The organism is Aquabacterium sp., assembly GCF_041915145.1.
Classification (GTDB): Bacteria; Pseudomonadota; Gammaproteobacteria; order Burkholderiales; family Burkholderiaceae_C; genus Aquabacterium.
The window spans coordinates 1-20,096 of the sequence record NZ_JAYSBZ010000062.1; the positions used below are offsets into that span (position 1 = coordinate 1).

Here is a 20,096-nt window from a genome sequence, read left to right on the forward strand (position 1 = left end):
GGGGGGGGGGAACCCGCCTGGCCGGCTGCCTGAAATGACGCAGCGGCAAGACGGACGCCCGCCGATGCGGTTGCGCATGCCGCGCCGATCGACCTCGCCAAGGCCCGGGCTGGGCCTATTGCACAAGACTATGAACCATTCGGCATTCATGGCTTGTCACGCAGTCGTCACCGGTGCACACTGAATTCGTCCTGGTTGCCGAATCTGCCGATTGCACACGGTGGATGAAGTGGCCGGGCGAGCAACCTGTTTCGCTTTGATCCTCTCGGAAGGAGGCTTTATGAATCTGACGATCAGTGGCCATCATCTCGAAGTGACGCCTGCTCTGCGTGAGTATGTGCTTACTAAGCTAGACCGTGTGACGCGACACTTCGACCAGGTGGTAGACGTTAACGTGTTGCTGAGTGTTGAAAAGCAAAAGGAAAAGGATCGTCGACAGAAGGCTGAAGTCAATTTGCACGTCAAGGGACGCGATATTTTTGTGGAGACCGCGCACGAAGACCTCTACGCCGCCATTGATCAATTGATGGACAAGCTGGATCGCCAGGTTTGCCGTCACAAGGACCGCACGCAGGATCACCACCACGTTTCGCCCAAACGTGAACTAATGAACTGATTGCGTGCAGTTGTGCCCGGTTGACCGGGCAGTACCCAAAAATAACGGCCCTGCGGGGCCGTTTTTACTGGCTCAAACGATATGCGGCGTGTCAATCTGTGCACATACCGACGGCATGTGTCGAAGGCGTGACAACCGGAGTTGTTGCAATGCAGCAATCTGTGCACAATCCTCTGGAAATCTGGTGTGAAACTATCGCTCGGGCGATGTCAGCAGATTCCTATAATCCGCCCCCTCAGCTTGTAGGAAGTGTCAGCCAAGAGCAGGTGCTCGTAACTGGCGCTGAGATTCGATGAACCGTCTCGCCGCAATCCTGCCCGCCGCCAATGTGCTGGTGGACGTGGACGCCAGCAGCAAAAAGCGCGTGTTCGAGCACGCCGGCCTGTTGTTTGAAAACCAGCACGCCATCGCCCGCGCCACGGTGACGGACAACCTGTTCGCGCGCGAGCGTCTGGGCTCGACCGGGCTGGGGCACGGCGTGGCCATTCCGCACGGCCGCATCAAGGGGCTGAAGAATCCGCTCGCGGCCGTGTTGCGTTTGAGCCAACCCGTGCCGTTCGACGCGCCCGACGACGAGCCGGTGACGCTGCTGATCTTCCTGCTGGTGCCCGAGGCGGCCACCCAGCGGCATCTCGAAATCCTGTCAGAAATCGCCGAATTGCTTTCGGATCGTGAATTGCGCGAGCGGCTCAAGATCGAGCCCGAAGCCGCCAAGGTGCACGAGCTGATCGCCAACTGGCAACCGCTGAAGTCCGTCGCTTGAAAGCTGCCGTCATCAGCGCCGAGGCGTTGTTCGAGTCCAACCGGGGCTCGCTGCGCTGGGAATGGATCGCCGGGCACGCCTATTCCGAGCGGCGCTTCGACGAAGAAGCCGTGCGCGACGCGCAATCGGCCGCCGACCTCGTCGGCTACCTGAATTACATCCACCCCTATCGTGTGCAGATCGTCGGCAAGCGCGAGGTGGCTTACCTCAGCAATGTGCCGCCCGAAGACCAGGAGCGTCGCATCTCGCGCATCGTCACGCTGGAGCCGCCGGTGCTGGTGGTGGCCGACGGCATGCAGCCGCCCGATCGCCTGGTGGCCATGTGCGGCCGCGCTGGCCTGCCGCTGTTCGTGACGCAAGAGCCCGCCGGCCACGTCATCGACGTGCTGCGCAGCTACCTTACGCAGCACTTCGCCGAGCGCATCACGCGCCACGGCGTGTTCATGGACATCCTGGGCATCGGCGTGCTGCTGACTGGCGAATCGGGCCTGGGCAAGAGCGAACTCGGGCTCGAGCTCATCTCGCGCGGCCACGGTTTGGTGGCCGACGACGCGGTCGATCTGTATCGCGTGTCGCGCACCGCCATCGAAGGCCGTTGCCCCGAGCTGCTGATGAACCTGCTCGAAGTGCGCGGCATCGGCCTGCTCGACATCAAGGCCATCTTTGGCGAGACGGCGGTGCGCCGCAAGATGCGGCTCAAGCTGATCGTGCACCTAGTACGCAAAGAAACGCTCGAGCGCGAGTTCGAGCGCCTGCCCTACGAGCCGCTGTTTGAGGACATCATGGGCGTGCAGGTGCGCAAGGCCGTGATCGCCGTGGATGCCGGCCGCAACCTGGCCGTGCTGGTCGAGGCGGCGGTGCGCAACACCGTGCTGCAGTTGCGCGGCATCGACACCTACAAAGAATTCATCGAGCGCCACCGCCGCGCGATGGAAGCCGGCGAGTAGGCCGTTCAGGCGCCGAGACCGGCCTTGCGCTGGCAATCGGCGTTGTTGCACACCACGTACAAGGCCAGCGCGTGGTCTTGCAGCGTGTAGCCGCGCTCCTTGGCGATCTGTTGCTGGCGGCGCTCGATCTCGGCGTCAAAGAACTCTTCGACCTTGCCGCACACCACGCACACCAGATGGTCGTGGTGCTTGCCCTCGTTGAGCTCGAACACCGCCTTGCCCGCTTCGTTGCCCGCCTTGCCGGCCTCGAAGTGGTTGCGCGACAGGATGCCCGCCTGCTCGAACTGCATCAGCACGCGGTACACGGTGGCCAAGCCGATGTCCGACCCCTCCAGCAGCAGGATCTTGTAAACATCTTCGGCCGTCATGTGCCGCCGCGGCGAGGTCTGGAAGATCTCCAGGATCTTGATGCGCGGCAGGGTGGCTTTCAGGCCGCTGCTTTTGATTTCGTCAGCGTGTGTCATCTCGACCGTAAGCTCTAGAATCCCCGAATCATACGAGCCAGCCCTCCGGCTTGCCGCCAGCGGGTCTTTTTTACACATGCTCTCATCCCCGATTCGCCATCTGGCCGTTTGCGCCGCCGCCGTCGCCCTGACGAGCCTGGCCGCCTGCAGCTACCTCACGCCCTATCGCATCGAGATCGTGCAAGGCAACGTGGTGACGCAAGAAATGATCGCCCAGATCCAGCCCGGCCTCGGCCGACTGCAGGTGCGCGACATCCTCGGCTCGCCGCTGCTCACCGACATCTTCCATGCCGATCGCTGGGACTACGTCTTCACGATCCGTCGCCGCGGCACCGAATACCAGCAGCGCCGCGTCACCATCTTCTTCAAGAACGACAAGGTCGATCACTTCGAGGCGGGCGAGTTGCCCAGCGAGCGCGAGTTCGTGGCGTCGATCGATTCCGGCAAGGTCGGCAAGGTGCCGCCGCTGGAGCTGACGCCCGAGCAGATCAAGGCGCTGCCGGCTCCCAAGGCCGAAGCACCGACTACCGCCACCACGGCACCGGTGGGCGCCGTGCGTGAGTACCCCACCCTCGAACCGATTGCGCCATGACTGCAAACACTTTGACCGAGCCGCTGCGCGTGGCGGTGGCCGGCGCGTCCGGTCGCATGGGCCGCATGCTGATCGAAGCCATCCAGGCGGCCGACGACTGCGTGCTCGCCGGTGCGCTTGATGTGTCCGGCAGCCCGGCCCTGGGCCAGGATGCCGCCGCCTTTCTGGGTCAGACCAGTGGCGTGCCCATCGTGTCCGACCTGGGCGAGGGCCTGAAAAACGCCCAGTTCCTGATCGACTTCACCCGCCCCGAAGGCACCCTCGAGCACCTGCGCGTGTGCCGCGAGTTGGGTGTCAAGCTGGTGATCGGCACGACCGGCTTCAGCGAGGCGCAGAAGGCCGAGATCCAGGCCTCCGCCGAGCAGGTCGCGGTGGTGTTCGCGCCCAACATGAGCGTGGGCGTCAACGTGGTGCTCAAGCTGCTGGAGCAGGCCGCCAAGTCGTTCGCCAACGGCTACGACATCGAGATCATCGAGGCCCACCACCGTCACAAGGTCGACGCGCCCAGCGGCACGGCGCTCAAGATGGGCGAGGTGGTGGCCCAGGCCATCGGCCGCGATCTCAAGACCTGCGCCGTCTATGGCCGCGAAGGCGTGACCGGCGAGCGCGACCCCAGCACGATCGGCTTTGCCACCGTGCGCGGCGGCGACATCGTGGGCGACCACACCGTGCTGTTCGCCGGCATCGGTGAGCGCATCGAGATCTCGCACAAATCGTCGAGTCGCGCCGGCTACGCGCAGGGCAGCCTGCGCGCGGTGCGCTACCTGGCGGGGCAGGCCAAGGGTCTGTTCGGCATGGACGACGTGCTCGGCTTCAAGTAAGCCGACGAAACCAACAACGCTGGCAGGAGCACGAGCATGGTGTTGGCCCCGCTGTGGGATCAAGGCGACGCGGTCACCCGCAGCGTGGCCGGTTTCTTGTTGCTGATGTCGGTCAGCGCCTGGGTGGTGATCTTGTGGAAGGCCTGGTTGCTGGCCCGCGTGCGGCGCGATCTGCCGCGCGGCGTGGCGGCGTTCTGGGCCGCGCGCGACCTGCCCAGCGCGCAGCAACAACTTGGCGCCTTCGACCGCGAAGCCGTGCTGGCGCCGCTGGTCGATGCTGCGCTGCAGACCGCCCCCAGCGGCACGCTCGAATCCGCCGGCCACCTCGACTCGCAGCTCACCCGCCGCCTGCGCGACGCCCTGCACGACGTGCTGCAGCGCCTGCAGTTCGGCCACGTGCTGCTGGCCTCCATCGGTTCCACCGCGCCCTTCATCGGCTTGTTCGGCACGGTCTGGGGCATCTACCACGCGCTGCTCGGCATCTCGAACGCCGGCGCCGCCACCATCGACAAGGTCGCCGGCCCGGTGGGTGAGGCGCTCATCATGACGGCGCTGGGCCTGGTGGTCGCTATTCCCGCGGTGCTGGCCTACAACGTCTTCAACAAGCGCGTGGGCATCTGCGAGGCCGACCTCGAAGGCTTTGCCCACGACCTGCGCGAGATGCTGCTCGACCGCAGCCGCGGCTGAGTCGCTGCGCTCTGGCCCGTTAGGAAACCCGGCGATGGCATTCGGCAGACTCCAGCGCAACGCCCAGCGCGAGCCGATGAGCGACATCAACATGACGCCGCTGATCGACGTGATGCTGGTGCTGCTGGTGATCTTCATCCTCACCGCGCCCTTGATGAGCTCCAGTCTCAAGCTCGACCTGCCCAAGTCCGACGCGGCCCAGCCGACCGAAGCCGAGGGCGAGGTGGTCGAGCTGGCCATCACCGCCGATGGTCAATTGCATTGGGGTGACTTGGTGGTGTCGGCACCCGAGCTCAAGACCAAGCTGGCTCGCGTGGCGCAACGCAATCCGATGCAAGAGATTCAATTGCGCGCCGACAAGGCCGTGCCCTATGGGCGGGTGGCCGAGGTGATCGGGCTGCTGCAGTCGGCCAACTTGTCGCGCATTGCCTTCATGACCGATGCGGTCGAGGGCGCGAACGCACCTGCGGCGCCCTGAGGCGGCCGGGGTGTTGCCCGGTGCGCCGTCAGGGCGTGCCCGTGACGTACGGCCGCGCCTGCAGGATCACCAGACGGCCTTGCTCGTCGGTGGCCCACTCCACGTCGAGGTCGCGACCCTCGAAGACCGTGCGCAGTTGCTGGCCGGTGTCGGACAAGCGGCGCACCATCGAATCGGACAACACGGCGCGCGTGCTGTCTGACGCATCCAGCGGCACGTCGCGCACGCCGCCGCGCGCGTCGAGGCGCAGTTCGCTGGTCTCGCCGGAGCGCGTCAGCACCTGCACGGCGCGGGTGCTGCGGTCGTAGAGCACCTGCTCGGCCACGCGCCGCCCCTCGACCACCTTGATGCCCAGGCCGCGCTTGGCGCTGATGTAGGTGGCGTTGCGATGCTGCGGGTCGAAGGGGTCGGCCGTGACCAGCACGCCCGAGTTGCGCGCGGCCACGGCCTGTTGCACGAACACGCCCATCGCCACGCGCTCGAAGGGCGTGCCGGCCTGGCGGCGCGCCTCGACGGCCTCGAAATTGAACACCGAGGCCCAGACCGTCTTGACGGCGCGCACCAGCTCGGCCTCGCCGGTAACGTGCGGCACCGTGGCGAAGAGCCCGGCGCCGCTGAAACCGGGCAGGTCTTCGGCGTTCGATGAGCTGCGCACGAACACGCCGGTGCCGATCAGGTGGTCGTGCCAGGCCTGCAACCACTGGTCGCTGCGGTAGCTGTTGACCGGTAGCTCGACGAGATCGCGCCGCAGCGCGGTCAGCTCGGCCTGGCGGCGTGCCGGGTCGGTGGCGAAACCGGGGCTGCGCTCGGCGCGGGCGATGCGCTCGCGCACCTCGGGTTGGCGCATGAACTCGGCGTAGTGCGCGAACGGGATGCAAAAGCCGTCCGGCACCGGGGCGACCTGCGTGAGGCGGCCGGCGCGGCGGGCGGCGTCGATCTCGCCCAGGTTGGCGGCCTTGCTGCCGCAGCGGCGGTGATCGGCGGCGTGCAGGTCGGCGAGCTCCACCAGCTCGTCTTTCGACCACTGCGGCTCGGCCAGCGGCGGCATGGCTCGGGCGGCAGCCAGGTTGGCGGTGACGCGGCTGGCGGCCTGCGCGGCGCGCTGCTCGGCTTGCGGGTCGGGCGTGACGTCGTAGCCGGTGCGCGTGACGCGCAGGCTCACCCAGCGGCCGGCGAGCGGGCGCAGCGCGGCGAAGGCGTCGCGCACGTAGGCGTTCGGGATGCCCCAGCTCTTGGCCAGCAGGTTGACGTGCGAGAGCACCGTCGAGGGCTGGGTGGTGACCACGCCCGCCACCGGGGGCAAGGCCAGCGGCACGTCGCGCAGCACCACGATGTCGCTGGGCTGCAGGTCGGGGGTGGACTCGACCGAATCGATCAGGCGCAGCCGCCCGCTGCGCTGCCCGACGTTGAGCGGCAGAAAGGGCTGCTCGCGCACGATCTCGGCCTGCGAGATGAATTCGAGCTGCGCGCCGCGCGCGGCGGCCTCGTGCTGGGTCGAGTTGGTCTTGAACGCCAACGGCGCGAAGAAGGTGGATTGCAGCCGCGCCTGCGTCAGCGCCACCAGCAAGGGCGTGAGCTGGTCGCCCTCCCAGGCCTCCCATACCCAGCGCTGCACGGCCGGCTGCCAGCTCAGGGTGCCCAGCACGAAGCGGCGATTGGGGTTGCGGTAATGGGCGGCCCAGGCGGCGTGGTCTTGTTGCGGGGCCAGATGCTGGTCGACCACGAATTGCTCGTGCAACTGGTAGCGGCGGGCGTTGATGTAGTGCACGCGTTCGCGGCCCTGGGCGTCGCGGTTGGCGCGGTCGATCACGAAGATGAGGTGGGGCAGGGCTGCGGGCGTGCCGGCGTCGTAGACCCGCGCCAGGCGGTCGAAGTCGGCGCGCGAGTCGATGGCCGGCAGGCTGGCGACGGCATCCGGCGCGGCCTGGGCCTCGTGGCTGCGAAAGCTGGACGGCTTGCGCGCCGTTTGCGCCACGGCGGAGCCGGCCAGCAGCCCCAGGGCCACGCAGGCCCAGGCCGCCCGCCGCAGCCCGGACGGCGACGCGGGGGCGGATCGGGGGCTCGGCAGTGAGGGCGACGGCGCGCGGCGCATGCCTGCGAATTCGGCCATGGGCGGGGTTTCTTGAGGGGGCGGGGCGGGCGGCGGCGGGGCGGTCGCCGCCTAAAATGCCGCCATCATGCAAGAAACCTACAGCCCCAAAGACATCGAGCAAGCGGCCCACGCTCACTGGGCCGAACGCGACGCCTACCGCGTCGTCGAAGACAACCAGAAGAACAAGTTCTACGCCTGCTCGATGCTGCCCTACCCCAGCGGCAAGCTGCACATGGGCCACGTGCGCAACTACACCATCAACGACATGCTCACGCGCCAGCTGCGCATGAAGGGCTACAACGTGTTGATGCCGATGGGGTGGGACGCCTTCGGGTTGCCGGCCGAGAACGCCGCAATGAAGGGCGGCGTGCCGCCCGCGCAGTGGACGTACTCGAACATCGCCTACATGAAGGGCCAGATGCAGGCCATGGGCTTGGCGGTGGACTGGAGCCGCGAGGTCGCCACCTGCCAGCCCGAGTACTACAAGTGGAACCAGTGGCTCTTCTTGAAGATGCTCGAAAAGGGCATCGCCTACAAGAAGACCCAGGTCGTCAACTGGGACCCGGTCGACCAGACCGTGCTGGCCAACGAGCAGGTGATCGACGGCCGCGGCTGGCGCTCGGGCGCGCTGGTCGAACGCAAGGAGATCCCCGGCTACTACCTGGCGATCACCGACTACGCCGACGAGCTGCTCAGCGCCGTCGCCAACCCGGACGACAAGAACTACCTCAGCGGCTGGCCCGAGCGCGTGCGGCTGATGCAAGAGAACTGGATCGGCAAGAGCGAGGGCGTGCGCTTCGCCTTTGCGCACGACGTGAAGGACGCGAGCGGTGCGCTGATCAACGGCGGCCAGTTGTGGGTCTTCACCACCCGCGCCGACACCATCATGGGCGTGACCTTCGCGGCCGTGGCCCCTGAGCACCCGCTGGCGCTGCACGCCGCGGCATCGAAGCCCGCCGTGCAAGCCTTCATCGACGAGTGCAAGCAAGGCGGCACCACCGAGGCCGAGCTGGCCACGCAAGAGAAGAAGGGCGTGCCCACCGGCCTGTTCGTGACGCACCCGCTCACCGGCGCGCAAGTCGAAGTGTGGGTCGGCAACTACGTGCTGATGAGCTACGGCGACGGCGCCGTGATGGGCGTGCCGGCGCACGACGAGCGCGACTTCGCGTTCGCCAAGAAATACGGCATCGCGATCAAGCAGGTCATCGCGGTGGACGGCGAAACCTTCAGCGCCGACGCCTGGGCCGAGTGGTATGGCGACAAGCAAAAGGGTGTCTGCACGAACAGCGGCGTGCTCGACGGGCTCAAGTACAAAGACGCCGTCAACAAGGTCGCCGAGCTGCTGATCGCCAAGGGCGTCGGCGAGAAGAAGACCACCTGGCGCCTGCGCGACTGGGGCGTGAGCCGCCAGCGCTACTGGGGCACGCCCATCCCCATCATCCATTGCCCGACTTGCGGTGACGTGCCGGTGCCCGAGAAGGACCTGCCCGTCGTGCTGCCCGAGGACTGCGTGCCCGATGGCAGCGGCAACCCGCTGAAGAAGCGTCTCGACTTCCTGAACGTGAGCTGCCCCAAGTGCGGCGGTGCCGCGCAGCGCGAGACCGACACGATGGACACCTTCGTCGATTCGTCGTGGTACTTCCTGCGCTATTGCAACGCCGACAACGCCGGCGCGATGGTCGATGAGCGCGCGCAATACTGGCTGAAGAACGGCGGCATGGACCAGTACATCGGCGGCATCGAGCACGCCATCCTGCACCTGCTGTACGCACGCTTCTGGACGAAGGCGATGCGCGACGTCGGTCTCATCGACGTTGACGAGCCCTTCAAGAAGCTGCTCACGCAAGGCATGGTGCTCAACCACATCTACTCGCGTCGCACCGACAAGGGCGGCATCGAATACTTCTGGCCGCACGAGGTCGAGAACGTGTTCGACGAGGCCGGCAAGATCGTCGGCGCCAAGCTCAAGGCCGATGGCTCGCCCATCGACTACGGCGGCGTCGGCACGATGAGCAAGAGCAAGAACAACGGCGTCGATCCGCAAGACCTGATCAACCGCTACGGTGCCGATACCGCCCGCCTGTTCATGATGTTCGCCGCGCCGCCCGAGCAGACGCTGGAGTGGAACGACGCCGGCGTCGAAGGCGCGCACCGCTTCTTGAAGCGCGTGTGGGCGTTTGGCGCCAAGCACGCCGAGGCGATCAAGACCGCGAGCGACGTGGGCGCCGAGTTGAGCAAGGACGCCAAGGCCCTGCGCCTCGAAGTGCACACCGTGCTCAAGCAGATCAGCTACGACTACGAGCGCATGCAATACAACACCGTGGTGTCGGGCGCGATGAAGCTGCTCAACGCGCTCGAAAGCTACAAGGGTGACGGCAGCGCCGGCTCGAACGCCACGCTGCGCGAAGGCTACTCGGTGCTGTTGCGCGCGCTCTACCCGGCCTGTCCGCACCTCACGCACGTGGCCTGGCAGGAGCTGGGCTACGCCGCCCAGCTCGGCGACCTGCTCGACGCGCCCTGGCCGCAGGTGGACGAGGCCGCGCTGGTGCAAGACGAGATCGAGCTGATGCTGCAGGTCAACGGCAAGCTGCGCGGCGCCATCAAGGTGCCGGCGGCGGCCGACAAGGCGGCCATCGAGGCGGCTGCGCTGGCGAGCGAGGACTTCATCAAGTTCAGCGAAGGCAAGGCGCCCAAGAAGGTGATCGTGGTGCCCGGGCGCCTGATCAACGTGGTGGTGTGATGACAGTCAATCGTCGGCAAGTTCTGGGCACGCTGGTGGCCGCCACGTCGGCGGTCGCGCTGGCCGGTTGCGGCTTTCAGCTGCGCCGCGTGCAGCCCTTGAAGTTCCAGAGCGTCGAGCTCGCGGGCTTCCCGTCGCACTCGACGCTGGAGCATCAGTTGCGGCTGGCCATCGAATCGACGGGCACCAAGGTCGTCGAGAGCCTGCCCGAGGCCGAGGTGGTGCTGAAGTGCCTGGCCGAGGTGCGCGAGCAGGTGGCGGCGGTGACCACCGCGGCGGGGCAGACGCGCGAACTCAGCTTGCGGCTGCGCTTTCGCTTCCGCCTGACCCGCGTGCGCGACGACAACGTGCTGATCAAGGACAGCGAGATCGCGCTGGCGCGCGATCTCACCTACAACGAAACCGATGCGCTGGCCAAGCAGCAGGAGGCCGATTTTCTGTATCGCGCCATGCAGGCCGACTTGGTGGATCAGGTGATGCGCCGCCTCGCGTCCGTGGCTTTCTGACGCCGACCGCGCCACGATGCAACTGCGCCCCGAGCAACTCGCCGAGCACCTGAAGAAGGGCCTCAAGCCGCTGTACGTGCTGCACGGCGACGAGCCCCTGCTCGTGCAGGAGGCCGGCGACGCGATTCGTGCCGCCGCGCGCGACGCGGGCCACACCGAGCGCCAGACCCACACCGTGGCCGGCGCGCATTTCGACTGGAGCGCGGTGCTGGCGTCGGCCGGCTCGATGAGCCTGTTCGCCGACAAGCAGATCGTCGAGATCCGCGTGCCGTCGGGCAAGCCGGGCAAGGAGGGCTCCGAGGCGCTGCAGCGCTATTGCGATCAGCTGTGCGACGACGTGCTCACGCTCGTCGTGCTGCCGCGCCTCGATCGCGCGCAGCAAGGCAGCGCGTGGTTCACCGCGCTGGATGGCGCCGGGGTCAGCGTGAAGATCGACGCGGTCGAGCGCAACGCCTTGCCGGCCTGGATCGCGCGGCGCCTGGCCGCCCAGGGGCAGCGCGTGGCCGAGGGCGAGGCGGGGCAGCAGGCGCTGGCCTTCTTTGCCGATCGCGTCGAGGGCAACCTGTTGGCGGCGCATCAAGAGATCACCAAGCTCGGGCTGCTGTATCCGGCGGGCGAGCTGAGCCTGGAGCAGATCGAGGCCGCGGTGGTGGACGTGGCGCGCTTCAACGTCTTCAAGCTCAGCGAGGCGGTGCTGGCCGGGCAAACCGCCCGGGTGATGCGTATGCTCGACGGCCTGCGCGCCGAGGGCGAGGCGGCCGTGCTGGTGCAGTGGACGTTGACCGAAGACGTGCTGGGCCTGCACCGCGTGCACGCGGCCATGGCGGGCGGCAAGCCGCTGCCGATGGCCTTGCGCGAGCAGCGCGTGTGGGGCGTGCGCGAAAAGCTCTTCGAGCGGCTCGTGCCCCGGCTCGACGCCCACACGCTGGCGCGGCTGGTGTCGGCCGCCGCCATCTGCGATGGCGTGGTCAAGGGCATCAAGCATCCGCAGTGGCCCGACGACCCCTGGGCCGCGCTGCAGCGGCTGGCTTTGATGGTGTCGCGCCTGGCCACCCCGCAACAGGCGGCGCGAGTCGGGCGCATCTAGGCGGCATCTAGGCGGCATCTAGGCGTTTACCCAGCGCATTCCCGTCTCAAGGCGCTGCGGGGGCGGCCGATAAAAGGCGAGACGGCCCTTGAGTCGGGCCCGTGGGATCGCGAAGAGCGTGACGCACTTCGCGGTTCGCATCGAACAACAACGCGCTTCACCGCCTCGCACCGAAACCGTCTATGCCTTCCCTGCGCCTGCAGCGGCTTCAATTGCGCATCGTGTCCGTCTACCTCGGCCTGGCGGTCGTGGTGCAGGCAGCCGCGTACGCGCTGATCCACAACGGCATCGATCGCAACGCCAACGCGGCGATTCATTCCGAGCTGGTGTCGGGACAGCGCATCTTCGCGCGGCTGATCGAGCAGAACGCCGTGAATTTGTCGTACGCCACGCGCAACCTGGTCACCGACGACGCCTTCCGCGTGGCCTTCGTGGCCGACGACCGCGACCGCCTCGTTTCGGGGCTGGCTCGGCAGGCCGAGCGCGTGGGCGGGGCCGAAACCCTGCTGCTCGGGGCGCAGGGCCAACTGCTGGTCGGCACCCACGCCGACGCGGCCCGCTACGTGCCGGCCTTGCAGGCCTGGCTGGCGGGGCAGGATCGTGTCATTTCCACCATCACCCGCATCGCCACCACCGAGGGGCAAGCCATGCAGTGGGTGGCGGCGCCGGTGCGGCTGCCGTCGCTGGCGGGCTGGGTGGTGATCGGCTCGCGGCTCGACGACGAACTGCTCAAGGACATGCGCCAGCTCAGCGACCTCGACGTGGCGCTGCTCACCAACGACGGCGTGCCGGGCAAGGGCCGCTGGCAGGTGGTGCGCTCGACGCTGGCTCCGGGGCGCTGGGCCGATTTGTCGAACCAATGGGCCGAGCGCCCCGCACGCGGCCTGCAGGCGGCCAACGAGCTCACGCAAAGCCAGACCACGCTCACGCTGGGCGGCTCCGACTACCGGCTGCTGCCCGCGCCCTTGAACGCCGACAGCCTGGTGGGCGACACGCAGGTGGTGCTGATCCGCTCGGTGGACGACGCGCTCGCGCCTTATCGACAACTCAAGTGGACGCTGATGATCCTCACCGCGTTCGGCGTGCTCGTGTTCGGCGTGGGCAGCGTGATCACGGCGCGGCGCATCACCCGGCCGCTGACGGCGCTGTCGGGCTCGATCCAGCGCCTGGGCGGGGGCGATTTCGACACGCCCGTGCCGGTGCGGGGCGCCGGCGAGCTGGGCGAACTCGCGCAGGCCTTCGAGAACATGCGCCAGGCCATCCAGCACCGCGAGGGCGAGATCCGCCGCCTGGCCTATCAGGACAAGCTCACCGACCTGCCCAACCGCGAGCAGTTCCGCGACGACCTGCGCCAGACCATGGCGCGCGGCCTGCAGGCCGGGCAGCCCTGCGCCATCCTGATGCTCGATCTCGACCGCTTCAAGCACGTCAACGACGTGCTCGGTCACCGCTTCGGCGACCGCCTGCTGCGCCAGGTGGCCAAGCGCCTGCGCGACGAGGCGCTGAGCCCGCAAGACGTGCTGGCGCGCCTGGGCGGCGACGAATTCGCGGTGCTGCTGCCGCTGGCCGACGCGCCGTCCGCCCTGGTGGTGGCGCGCCGCATGCTGCGCACCTTCGAGCGCCCCATCACGCTCGACGACCACAAGGTCGATCTGGGCGCGGGCATCGGCATCGCCAGCTGCCCGGCCCACGCCAAGGACGCCGACCAGCTCATCAGCCGCGCCGAGGTGGCGATGTACGCCGCCAAGCACCAGCAGGCCGGCACGGTGACCTACCACCCCGGGCTCGATTCGAGCAGCGAAGAGTCGCTCAGCATGCTCGGCGAGCTGCGCCAGGCGGTCGACTTCGGGCAGCTGCAGCTCTACATGCAGCCCAAGGTCAGCCTGCGCACCGGCCGCGTGGTGGGCGCCGAGGCGCTGCTGCGCTGGCAGCACCCCGAGCGCGGGGCGGTGCCGCCGATGCGCTTCATTCCGTTCGCCGAGCAGACCGGCTTCGTGCGCGTGCTCACGAGCTGGATGATCGAGCGCACCGCCATCACCTGGCGCGCCTTGCGCGCGCAGGGCCTGCAGATGAAGCTGTCGGTCAACCTCTCGACGCGCGACCTGATGGACCAGGACCTGCCCGACAAGATCGCCCGCCTGCTCGGCACGCACGGCGTCGAGCCCGGCGGGCTGATCCTCGAGATCACCGAGAGCGCCATCATGGACGACCCGCAACGCGCGCTCACCACGCTGGAGCGGCTGCACGAGATGGGCCTCAAGCTGTCGATCGACGACTTCGGCACCGGCTACTCGTCGCTGGCCTACCTCAAGCGCCTGCCGGTGGACGAGCTGAAGATCGACAAGTCCTTCGTGATGAACATGGAGTCCGACATCCACGACGCCAAGATCGTGCGCTCCACGGTCGATCTGGCGCACAACCTCGGGCTGACCGTGGTGGCCGAAGGCATGGAAAGCGCCAAGTCGTGGAAGCTGCTGGCCGGCCTGCGTTGCGACGAGGCGCAAGGCTTCTTCATCGCCAAGCCCATGCCGGCCGAGCAGTTCGCCCAATGGGCTCGCCAATGGACGCCGCCCCACATCGCCAACGAGCGGCTGGGCACTGAATTCGCCGCGATGTTGTGATGCCGATCTGCCTGACCAAACCGACCCTGACCATTCGAGGCGCCGTGCTGATCGCGGTGATCGCGGGCCTGCTCGTGCCGCCCGTGGCCATGCTGTGGTGGGACGACGCCGCGCTCGTGCACATGCGCTCGTGGACGCGGCTGGTGCTGGCGCAACTGCTGCTCACCGGCGCCATCGTGCTGGCCGTGCTGTACGCGCGCATCACCACGCCGGTCGAGCGGCTCAAGCGGCAGGCCAGCGCCATGGCGTGGCGCGACAACGCGCCGCCGGTCGAGTGGCGCCGCCGCGATGAACTCGGCCAGCTCGGCCGCCATCTCAACGAGGTGCGCGAGCGGCTCGAAACGCTGTTCGGCCGACTCGAGCAGCAAAAGCAGCAGCTCGAATCGCTGGCCATGTACGACCAGCTCACCCAGCTGCCCAACCGCGGCCTGTTCACCGAGCTGTGCCGCTCGGCGCTGCAAAGCGCCCAGCGCGACGGCACGCGGCTGGCGCTGCTGTTCATCGACCTCGACCGCTTCAAGACCATCAACGATTCGATGGGGCACAGCGTGGGCGACCAGCTGCTGCAGGCCATGGCGCGCCGCCTGCGCGACGTGCTGCGCGAGTCCGACGTGGTGTGCCGTCTCGGCGGCGACGAATTCCTGGTGCTGCTGCGCGACGCGGGCAAGTGGGACGAGATCGCCGCCACCATCGAGCGCATCCTGGTGGCCGTGGAGCAACCGATGCCGCTGGCCTCGCACCCCATCCAGGTGTCGGCCAGCGTGGGCGTGGCGCTCTACCCCGACGACGCGCAGGACTACGAAACGCTGGCGCGGCACGCCGATATCGCCATGTACCAGGCCAAGGGGCTGGGGCGGGCGCGCTTCAGCTTCTATCACGCCGACCTCAACAACCGCTTGCAGGCCAATGTGGCGCTGGCGCAAGAGCTGGCGCGCGCCATTCGCGGCAACGAGTTGCTGCTGTACTACCAGCCGCAGATCGAAGCCAAGAGCGGGCGGCTCACGGGCGTCGAGGCGCTGATCCGCTGGCAGCACCCCGAGCGCGGCCTGCTCGCGCCGGCGGCCTTCATCGGCGTGGCCGAGGAATGCGGCCTGATCGGCGACCTGGGCGCCTGGACGGTCAACGAGGCCTGCCGCCAGATCGCGCTGTGGCGCGGCGCCGGGCGCGTGTTCGGCCACGTGGCCGTCAACATCTCGGCGCTGGAGTTTCGCCAGCATCGGCTGATCGACGTGTTCAGCCAGGCGATGAGCCGCCACGGCGTCGACCCCAGCGAGCTGGAGATCGAGATCACCGAGAGCGTGCTGATGAGCGACACCGAAACCACGCACAGCATCATCTCGCGCCTGCGCGCGCTGGGGCTGCGCCTGGTGATCGACGACTTCGGCACGGGCTACTCGTCGCTGGCCTACCTCAAGCACTTGCGACCGGCCAAGCTGAAGATCGACCGCGCCTTCGTGCGCGACATCGACCGCGATGCCGACGACCGCGCGCTCACCAGCGCCATCATCGGCTTGGCTCGCGCGCTCGACATCCCCGTGGTGGCCGAGGGCGTCGAGACCGACACCCAGATGCGCTACATCGTCGAGGACGGCGGCAACCTGGTGCAGGGCTACCTGCTCGGCGCGCCGATGACGGCCGAGGCGCTCGAAGTCGCCTTCTTGCTGGCGGGTGTCGAGCCCGGCCCGCGGATCAAGCTGGTCGAGACGTCGGCCTGATTCAGTGCTGCCCGGCCGAGGCGGGGCTCAACAGGCAGATGCGGTTGCGCCCGGCGTGCTTGGCCTCGTAGAGCGCCGCGTCGGCGCGGGCCAGCATGCCCTCGATCGATTCACCGGGCGCGGGCGCGGACAGCCCCGCCGAGAACGTGGCGCGCAGCTCGGGCGCTTGTGGCGACACCGTGAGGTCGGTGAAGACGCGCCGCAGCCGCTCCAGCCCGACGAGCGCCTGGTCGGGCGAGGTCTGCGGGCACAGCACCAGGAATTCTTCGCCGCCCCAGCGGGCGATCACGTCGATGTTGCGCAGCGTGTCGGCCGCCTGGCGCGCGAAGGAGCGCAGCGCGTCGTCGCCGATGGCGTGGCCGTAGCAGTCGTTGATGCGCTTGAAGTGGTCGAGGTCGATCAGCGCCACGGTGAAGACCTCGCCGCATTCGGCGTGGCGGCGGGCGTAGTGCGCCAGCATCTCGTTCATGTGGTTGCGGTTGTGCAGGCCGGTGAGCTCGTCGTGCGTGGCGAGCTCGCCCAGGCGCTTGACGGCGTCTTTCAGCTCGCCGCGCTGTTTGGCCAGGCGTGCCCGCAGCTTGCCCAGGTGCATGCCCATCAGCATCACGGTGGGCAGGTTGAACACCACCATGATCCAGCAGCCGATTTCGACGCGCGGCGGATACGCCTCGGGGTGCGCCCAGCTCATCCAGCCGATCACGCCGGTCATCAGCGCCATCGCGTAGCCGCAGACGAGCCAGGCTGGTCGCCAGCGCAGGTTGCACACGGCCATCGCCATCACCATCAGCAGGTTCATGAGTTGCGCCGCGTGGGCCGCGCCCGTGGTGGCGTAGAGCGCGCCGCCCCAGCTCACCGCCGCCAGCATCTGGAGCAGGGTGATGGCGGGGTCGGCCAGCCGGGCGGTCCAGCCGGCGCGCACGGCGGTGTAGATCAGCAGCGGGGTGGCGCACAGGCCGGCGGCCATCAGCCGGGCCGCGTCGGCCGGCATCAGACCGACGCGCGAGGCGTAGGCCAGCGTGAGCAGGGCGAAGGCGTAGGGCGTGGAGCCGATCAGGGTGCGCGCCACCCAGCTGCGCAAGCGCCGCTCGCGGCCGAGCAGCCAGGCCAGGCGGGGCCGCTGTGGCGAGTCGGCGCCGCCTGCCGGGTCGGCGTCCGCGTCGGCTTCGGCTTCGGCTTCGGCGGTCGGTGCGTCGCCCGCCGGAGCCCGGGCGGCGGCCAAGGCGGCCTGGGTGGCGTTCAGGGGGGCGCTGGCGGCGTCGAGCGACGGGCTGCCCGGGTGGTGCGCGGCCACGCGGGGCAGGTCATCGGTGGTCGGGGTGGCGGCCAACTGGCTTTGCGCGCGCCCGGCGGCCTTGGCCGCGTAGAGCGCCTGGTCGGCGCGGTTGACGGTGTCGCTGACCGCCTCGTGCAGGGCATGGCAGGCCACACCGGCCGAGAAGCTCACCCGCAGCTCGGGCACCTGGGGCGAGACCACGGTGTCGCGCAGGGTGGCGCGCACCCGGTCGAGCAGCGCCAGCACGGTGGGCGCGGGGGCCGAGCTCAGCAGCAGGAATTCTTCGCCGCCCCAACGCGCCAGCGTGTCGGTGCCGGCGAGCGCGTCCTGGGCGACGCGTGCCAAGGTCTGCAGCACCTCGTCGCCCACGCCGTGGCCGTGGGTGTCGTTGACGTGCTTGAAGTGATCGAGGTCGAGCAGCGCCACCGTGAGCGGCAGGCCGTGCCGCTGCGCGCGCTCCACGTGGTGCGTCAGCAGCGTGTTCATGTGGCGGCGGTTGTAGAGCCCGGTCAGCGCATCGTGGGTGGCGAGGCTCTCGATGCGCGCCAGCATCTGCGCCAGCTCCTCGCGCTGGCGGCGCTGGCGGTCGCGCAGCGCGGCGATCTGGCTGCCCGACCAGGTGAGCATCACCACCACGGTGGCCAGCACGCAGAGCACCAGAAAGTCCACCTCGGGCCGGAAGACGTGCGGCAGCCGCTGGCTCATGACGAGACCGGTCAGGCCAAAGACCGTCAAGGTGAAGCACTGGATGAAGAACACCGCCCGCCCCTTCAGCGCGAAGGTGCTGTAGGCCAGCGTGGTGCACACCGACATCAGCAGCAGGATGTGCGCTTGCGGCGCCACCACGCAGCCCAGCGCGCAGAACACCACCGAGTTCATCATCTGCGGCACGGTCAGGCTGGGGTCGCGCAGGCGCCGCGACCAGCCCAGGCGCATCACCAGGTAAAAGAGCAGCGACGAGGCGAACACGCTCAGGGCGACCGGCCAGCCCCAGGCGGGGTCCATCACGCCGTTGCGGGTGTAGATCCAGACCAGCAGCAGGCTGGCGAAGTAGCCCACCTGCCCGCCCAGCGTGATCTTCAAATTCAAGTGCCGCTCGGGGTCGGGGCCCAGGATCAGCCGGACCAGCGGGTTGCGCACGGCTGCCACCGGGCGATCCGGTGGGCGGGTGGACGGGGTGGCGTGATCGGGCAGGACGGGCACGGGCAAGCTCTCTCGCGAAAGGGGCCAAGACACCTCTTCGCTACTTCGGACGCCGGGTTCACCACTTGAGCACGCGACGGGCCCGCGACGCCGCCCGGCCGCCCGTCAACCGTTCAATCGATCACGCAATCGCCGGGCGCGGCGGGGTCTGACGCCAGATGTTCCAGGCGACTCACCAGCCCGCTCAAGGCCGAGGCGAGCGTCTGGGCCCGCACGGCGGCGCGGTCACCATCGAAGCGACGGCAGGCCGCCTGGGCCGCCTGCCCGCGCTCGCACCAGGCCAGCCATACCGTGCCCACCGGCTTGCCCGGGGTGCCGCCGCCCGGGCCGGCGATGCCCGTCACCGCCACGGCCCAGTCGGCGCGGCTGCGCTGCACGGCACCGGCGGCCATCGCGCAGGCCACCGGCTCGCTGACGGCGCCGTGCGCGGCGATCAAGGCAGCGTCCACCCCCAGCAACTCGGTCTTGGCCTCGTTGCTGTAGGTCACGAAGCCACGCTCGAACCACCGGCTCGACCCGGCGAGGTCGGTGCAGCGCGCCGCGATCAGCCCGCCCGTGCAGGACTCGGCCGTGGCCAGGCGCTCGCCGCGCGCCAGCAGGTGCCGGGCGAGCTGCTCGACCAGCGTCTCGATGGACGGTTGCGGCTCGGCGGGCGCCTCGGGTGCCGTCATCGGGCGCCCCACAAGGCCACGCCGGCGGCGATCACCAGCAGCGTGCACAGCGCGGCCACCAGGTCGTCGAACAAGATGCCGAAGCCCTGCGCCCAGCCCACCTCGGGGCCGTGGCCCTTGAAGAGTCCGTCGGCCCAGCCCACCGGGCCGGGCTTGGCGGCGTCGAAGTAGCGAAACAGCGCGAAGGCCGTGAGCTGCATCCACAAGCCCGCCGGCATCACCAGCCACAGCACGAGCCAGAAGGCGAGCACCTCGTCCCACACCACGGCGCTGGGGTCGGGCTTGCCCAAGTGGCGGGCCGTGACCGTGCAGGCCCACCAACCCACCGGCAGGCCGACGGCGATCACCACGCCCCAGTGCAGCGGCGTCAGCCAGCGGCTGAGCACCAGATAGGCCACCCAGGCCCACAGCGTGCCGGCAGTGCCGGGCGCCACCGGGCTCAGGCCGCTGCCGCCACCCAGCGCCAGCCAGTGCGCGGGGTGCTCGGCCATGAAGCGCCAGGTGGGTTGCCGTGACGGGGCGGAGGGGGGCGGCTCGACGGGGTTCATCAGCGTCGCTCTACGGGGTGGGGGTCAGTCTTGGAAGTGGTCGAACGAGCGCCCGTCCCAGGGCACGTCGCGGCCGTGGGCGTCGATCAGGCGCAAGCCGGGAGCGGCGTCGATGTGGCCGATGCGGGTCAGCACGACGCCGGTAGTGGCTTCGGCGGCGTGCACGGCGTCGCGCATCGACGGCGGGGCGGTGAAGACGAGCTCGTAGTCGTCGCCGCCGCTGAGCGTGCACAGGCGCTGCAGGGCTTCGGGTTGCTCGGCCAGGATGGCGC

At 68.7% G+C, this 20,096-nt stretch carries 17 protein-coding genes and 1 pseudogene; 12 read left to right on the forward strand and 6 right to left on the reverse strand.

From position 1 onward, the window contains the following. Positions 1-280 precede the first annotated feature (280 nt). From hpf to hprK, 3 genes are all read left to right on the forward strand, one after another. Positions 281-616: a ribosome hibernation-promoting factor, HPF/YfiA family gene (gene hpf / locus ACE3SS_RS11575; protein ID WP_374594056.1), complete on the forward strand. Its 336-nt coding sequence runs from the start codon at positions 281-283 to the stop codon at positions 614-616. 292 nt (positions 617-908) lie between these two features. Continuing rightward, positions 909-1,379, forward strand: a complete 471-nt coding sequence (locus tag ACE3SS_RS11580; protein ID WP_374594058.1) for a PTS sugar transporter subunit IIA — start codon at positions 909-911, stop codon at positions 1,377-1,379. Next, positions 1,376-2,326 (forward strand): HPr(Ser) kinase/phosphatase, encoded by a 951-nt coding sequence (gene hprK, locus ACE3SS_RS11585; RefSeq protein WP_374594060.1) that lies wholly within the window; start codon positions 1,376-1,378, stop codon positions 2,324-2,326. Before ACE3SS_RS11580 ends, hprK begins: the two co-directional genes overlap by 4 nt. Positions 2,327-2,331: 5 nt before the next feature. Here the strand turns inward: hprK and fur are convergent, their stop codons facing one another. After that, positions 2,332-2,790, reverse strand: a complete 459-nt coding sequence (gene fur, locus ACE3SS_RS11590; RefSeq protein WP_374594062.1) for a ferric iron uptake transcriptional regulator — start codon at positions 2,788-2,790, stop codon at positions 2,332-2,334. A 76-nt stretch (positions 2,791-2,866) separates the two neighbouring features. On the opposite strand from fur, the gene ACE3SS_RS11595 reads away from it, so the two are divergent. From ACE3SS_RS11595 to ACE3SS_RS11610, 4 genes are read left to right on the forward strand one after another with little or no spacing between them, the layout of a single operon-like run. Then, positions 2,867-3,382 (forward strand): outer membrane protein assembly factor BamE, encoded by a 516-nt coding sequence (locus tag ACE3SS_RS11595; RefSeq protein ID WP_374594064.1) that lies wholly within the window; start codon positions 2,867-2,869, stop codon positions 3,380-3,382. Further along, positions 3,379-4,203 carry a 4-hydroxy-tetrahydrodipicolinate reductase gene (gene dapB, locus ACE3SS_RS11600; protein ID WP_374594066.1) on the forward strand — a complete coding sequence of 275 codons (825 nt, stop codon included), beginning with the start codon at positions 3,379-3,381 and terminating at the stop codon, positions 4,201-4,203. Before ACE3SS_RS11595 ends, dapB begins: the two co-directional genes overlap by 4 nt. A 36-nt stretch (positions 4,204-4,239) precedes the next feature. Continuing rightward, positions 4,240-4,890 carry a MotA/TolQ/ExbB proton channel family protein gene (locus tag ACE3SS_RS11605; RefSeq protein WP_374594068.1) on the forward strand — a complete coding sequence of 217 codons (651 nt, stop codon included), beginning with the start codon at positions 4,240-4,242 and terminating at the stop codon, positions 4,888-4,890. Between the two features lie 34 nt (positions 4,891-4,924). Then, a complete protein-coding gene (locus ACE3SS_RS11610; RefSeq protein ID WP_374594069.1) occupies positions 4,925-5,368 on the forward strand; it encodes an ExbD/TolR family protein in 444 nt (147 codons plus the stop codon). Between the two features lie 28 nt (positions 5,369-5,396). On the opposite strand, the gene ACE3SS_RS11615 is transcribed toward ACE3SS_RS11610, so the two are convergent. Continuing rightward, positions 5,397-7,478 carry a PEP/pyruvate-binding domain-containing protein gene (locus tag ACE3SS_RS11615; protein WP_374594071.1) on the reverse strand — a complete coding sequence of 694 codons (2,082 nt, stop codon included), beginning with the start codon at positions 7,476-7,478 and terminating at the stop codon, positions 5,397-5,399. Between the two features lie 67 nt (positions 7,479-7,545). On the opposite strand from ACE3SS_RS11615, the gene leuS reads away from it, so the two are divergent. From leuS to ACE3SS_RS11640, 5 genes are all read left to right on the forward strand, one after another. After that, the gene (leuS, locus tag ACE3SS_RS11620) at positions 7,546-10,200 is read left to right on the forward strand and encodes a leucine--tRNA ligase (RefSeq protein ID WP_374594073.1); all 2,655 of its coding nucleotides are present in this window, start codon (positions 7,546-7,548) and stop codon (positions 10,198-10,200) included. Next, positions 10,200-10,706: an LPS assembly lipoprotein LptE gene (lptE, locus tag ACE3SS_RS11625; protein WP_374594075.1), complete on the forward strand. Its 507-nt coding sequence runs from the start codon at positions 10,200-10,202 to the stop codon at positions 10,704-10,706. The genes leuS and lptE overlap by 1 nt, the downstream gene beginning before the upstream one ends. 16 nt (positions 10,707-10,722) lie before the next feature. Beyond that, the gene (holA, locus tag ACE3SS_RS11630) at positions 10,723-11,793 is read left to right on the forward strand and encodes a DNA polymerase III subunit delta (protein ID WP_374594077.1); all 1,071 of its coding nucleotides are present in this window, start codon (positions 10,723-10,725) and stop codon (positions 11,791-11,793) included. 182 nt (positions 11,794-11,975) lie between these two features. Next, entirely contained in the window at positions 11,976-14,414 is a 2,439-nt protein-coding gene (locus ACE3SS_RS11635; RefSeq protein WP_374594079.1) for a putative bifunctional diguanylate cyclase/phosphodiesterase, read from the forward strand. Beyond that, positions 14,414-16,129, forward strand: a complete 1,716-nt coding sequence (locus ACE3SS_RS11640) for a putative bifunctional diguanylate cyclase/phosphodiesterase (RefSeq protein WP_374594081.1) — start codon at positions 14,414-14,416, stop codon at positions 16,127-16,129. The genes ACE3SS_RS11635 and ACE3SS_RS11640 overlap by 1 nt, the downstream gene beginning before the upstream one ends. 1 nt (position 16,130) lies before the next feature. Here ACE3SS_RS11640 and ACE3SS_RS11645 read toward each other — a convergent pair whose 3' ends face one another. The 4 genes and pseudogenes from ACE3SS_RS11645 to ACE3SS_RS11660 form a co-directional block, all read right to left on the reverse strand. After that, positions 16,131-18,605 (reverse strand): diguanylate cyclase, encoded by a 2,475-nt coding sequence (locus tag ACE3SS_RS11645; RefSeq protein WP_374594083.1) that lies wholly within the window; start codon positions 18,603-18,605, stop codon positions 16,131-16,133. Positions 18,606-18,718: 113 nt separating this feature from the next. Next, positions 18,719-19,276, reverse strand: a complete 558-nt coding sequence (locus tag ACE3SS_RS11650) for a CinA family protein (RefSeq protein WP_374594085.1) — start codon at positions 19,274-19,276, stop codon at positions 18,719-18,721. Continuing rightward, entirely contained in the window at positions 19,273-19,824 is a 552-nt protein-coding gene (locus ACE3SS_RS11655; RefSeq protein WP_374594087.1) for a phosphatidylglycerophosphatase A, read from the reverse strand. The genes ACE3SS_RS11650 and ACE3SS_RS11655 overlap by 4 nt, the downstream gene beginning before the upstream one ends. A 24-nt stretch (positions 19,825-19,848) precedes the next feature. Further along, positions 19,849-20,096 (reverse strand): annotated as a pseudogene (locus tag ACE3SS_RS11660) (thiamine-phosphate kinase); the annotation flags it as partial.